The 2981-nt window shown below is 42.0% G+C and carries 4 protein-coding genes and 1 pseudogene; 3 read left to right on the top strand and 2 right to left on the bottom strand.

What is annotated here, in order from left to right:
• Both B3Q46_RS01475 and B3Q46_RS01470 read left to right on the top strand, forming a co-directional pair.
• On the top strand, nucleotides 1-166 hold a 166-nt coding region (locus tag B3Q46_RS01475; protein ID WP_349677414.1), incomplete at its 5' end, for a transposase.
• 187 nt (nucleotides 167-353) lie between these two features.
• Nucleotides 354-626 (top strand): hypothetical protein, encoded by a 273-nt coding sequence (locus B3Q46_RS01470; RefSeq protein ID WP_034170064.1) that lies wholly within the window; start codon nucleotides 354-356, stop codon nucleotides 624-626.
• Nucleotides 627-637: 11 nt separating this feature from the next.
• On the opposite strand, the gene gloB is transcribed toward B3Q46_RS01470, so the two are convergent.
• Both gloB and B3Q46_RS01460 read right to left on the bottom strand, forming a co-directional pair.
• Complete coding sequence (gene gloB, locus B3Q46_RS01465) at nucleotides 638-1372, bottom strand: hydroxyacylglutathione hydrolase (RefSeq protein WP_262735562.1); 735 nt, start codon at nucleotides 1370-1372, stop codon at nucleotides 638-640.
• A 120-nt stretch (nucleotides 1373-1492) separates the two neighbouring features.
• Nucleotides 1493-2077: a flavin reductase family protein gene (locus B3Q46_RS01460; protein ID WP_262735560.1), complete on the bottom strand. Its 585-nt coding sequence runs from the start codon at nucleotides 2075-2077 to the stop codon at nucleotides 1493-1495.
• A gap of 116 nt (nucleotides 2078-2193) precedes the next feature.
• Here B3Q46_RS01460 and B3Q46_RS01455 point away from each other — a divergent pair.
• Nucleotides 2194-2889, top strand: a pseudogene (locus B3Q46_RS01455) (PhzF family phenazine biosynthesis protein); the annotation flags it as partial.
• Nucleotides 2890-2981 lie beyond the last annotated feature (92 nt).

Genomic DNA, 2981 nt, shown 5'->3' with positions numbered 1-2981 from the left:
AAAGTACAATAAAATGATTGGGAAAATACGAGTTGTGATCGAACACATTAATAGTCAATTGAAAACATTTAGAATATTAAGTGAACGCTATCGAAATAGACGGAAAAGATTCGGTTTACGCATTAACTTAATTGCTGCACTCGTAAACCGGATAAACTTGCAATAATGACTTTCGCAAGAGATCTATTGTTTATATATTATTCATTTTAAATTAGGAATTAGCGTGGTTTGAAGTTTTAGAGTTTGAATAAGGCTGAAAAATATACAATCCAGTAAAGTTTCTGAGTATTCAGGTCATGGTGTTAGGCTCAGCCCTTTATACTGTCATGGATATAATTTAAATAAGATTGATGATGACTGAATTAAATATTGAACAGTACGTCAAACAGCAAATTGAACTTATGCAGCAACAAAGGCAGGAGCCGGTTGCTGTGATGCTGGGTCATGAAGACTGGCTGGATTTTTCGGTACAGTCCAAAGTGGCGTATACGCCATTCGGTAGTGCGCGTCGTTATCAACCTGCTTTGGGTGGATTATTGCTGGTCAGGATTGATGAAATGAATGCGGTACGAGTGGTCACCCAGCAAGAACTGGATGACTATGCTCAGAAGCATCAGCTGCTCTAAGCAGCTATAGTTTAAAACGAGTCTTTCATCACGCGTAAACGTTGAAACTCTTCGACACTGTCTGCGCGTAAAAAAGGATTGGTTTCCAGTTCTGCTGCAATAGTACTGGGTAAGGTGCATTGTCCAAGCATGCGCATACGCTCAACCTGTTCGAAACGTTCCAGAATTGCTGGATTATCCGGTTCTACATGTTTGGCAAACTGTGCATTCGACAAGGTGTATTCATGCGTGCAATAAACCTGGGTACGTGGCGGTAGGGCAGCCAGGCGAGCCAGAGAGTGGTACATCTGCTGATAAGTACCTTCAAATACCCGTCCACAGCCCATAGCAAACAGAGTGTCGCCACAAAACAGCATATCAATGGCATCCAGGAAGTACACGATATGGCCTAGGGTATGACCCGGTACGGCAATAATCTGTACCTCAACACCATGAAAACTGAACTGGTCGTCATGTTCAAGTGGATGATTAATAAACGGAATTTTTTCCAGCTCAGCTTTTGGGCCATATATCGGTAATGTTTGTTTTCGAATTAAATCCGGAACACCAGCGATATGATCTTTATGCCAGTGGGTGAGCCAGATCTGACTTAGCTCAAGCCCGTGTTCGGCGCAGTAATCCTGAACTAGCTCAGCTTCAGTGGGGTCAATGACCGCGACCTGATGCGTCGGTGTATGTTCAAGTAACCAGATATAATTTTGTAATGAGTTTTTGACATCAATACAGTGGATTTTAAACGGCATCATAAGACATCAGACCAAACAGATATTATGGATAAAGTAGCATAAATTCAGGCAGTCTGACTGTGGTCAAGGCCGCCTGTTTGCAAGAATTTTTTATATAATTTGTTTAAAAAGATCAGTTATTTATTCTGCATCTTTTACTGCGACAGCTTCGCCAATGGTATAGAAGTGACCACCGGCGACATGATGAATACTTTTCCATTCTTCGCTGACTTCATGATAGTACCAGTGCCCATCACGGAACACCCGATCATCGGCATAAGCGGCAATGACCTTACCAATAAACAGGTCATGGGTCTGCTGGTTATGTGGTTCGGAAATCAGCTCACATAAAATCCAGGCGGCACAACCTTCTACAACTGGAATCTCTTGATTTGCGAATTTGAATAACTGCACACCGGACTGCTCCAGTTTCTCCGGGTCATTGTACAGACTCAATGTTCCCAGGCTATATACCATTTCCAGCTGTTTGAGGGTGGGAATCTGCAGTGCAAAGTTGCCAGAATTTTCAATTATTTTTCGGGTCTTGGTGCTTTTATCCAGCACTACGGTAACTTTTGCTGGACTGAATTCGAGTGCACATGCCCAGGCAGCGGTCATGACATCAGTGTCTTGCCCATCATTGGCAGACACCAGTACTGTTGGACCGTGCGTAATCAGGCGATAGGCTTTTTCTAAAGGTACAGTTTGAATATGTGAATTGTTCATAAAGAACCTTAATGAGTGAAAAGGGAGAAAAATAAATCATCTGATCCACAGCATATAAAATTCCCCTTCTGGAAAAAAGCTTTTAAACTAAACACCTACATACAGGAGTAAAGAAAATGAAAATGTACCAGGTGGATGCTTTTACGACGGCTCTATTTAAGGGAAATCCTGCTGCAGTCATCGTGCAGGATGCTTGGCTGGATGATCACCTGATGCAGAATATTGCCCTGGAAAATAATCTGTCTGAGACCACTTTTGTCAAAGTGCTGGATGCAGAAAATTATGAAATTCGCTGGTTTACACCGACCAAGGAAGTGGATTTTTGCGGACATGCCACATTGGCCAGTAGCTTTGTACTGTTCAAGGATTTTAGCTCTGCAAAAACCATTTATTTTCATGTCAAAGATCTAGGTATTTTTACAGTACGCCAGGATGAAGATGGCAAAATCCGGATGAATTTCCCAATCCGTCAGCCTGAACTCATCACAGATTACCCGGAAGCCTTAAGACAGGCGCTGACGAAGCCTTTTAAAAATGTTTATCTGAATACACAAGGTTATATTATTGAATATGAATCAGTGCAGGATGTGCTGGATGAGCAACCCAATATTGAATTGCTGAAGCAGCTGAATGGAAAAAGAACCGCGATTACAGCGGTGGGTCCATTACTGGATGTCGCGATTACCGCTGGCGATACTCAATATGATTGTATATCACGTTATTTTGCACCAAGTAACGGGATTAATGAAGATCCGGTCACCGGTTCAATTCATACTGGGATTGCACCGATCTGGGCGGAGAAATTAAATAAAATAGGACTTACGCATTGAGGGATTTAAAAAAGTCTCAAACTACTTTATAACGTATCTGTGATCAGACGAACTAAACATGCTTCTACAGCAAC

The organism is Acinetobacter sp. UBA2581 (assembly GCF_002339435.1).
In the GTDB taxonomy this organism is placed as follows: domain Bacteria; phylum Pseudomonadota; class Gammaproteobacteria; order Pseudomonadales; family Moraxellaceae; genus Acinetobacter; species Acinetobacter variabilis.
The sequence above is the reverse complement of the archived record's forward strand: the minus strand, read 5'-3'. Positions and strand labels throughout refer to the sequence as shown.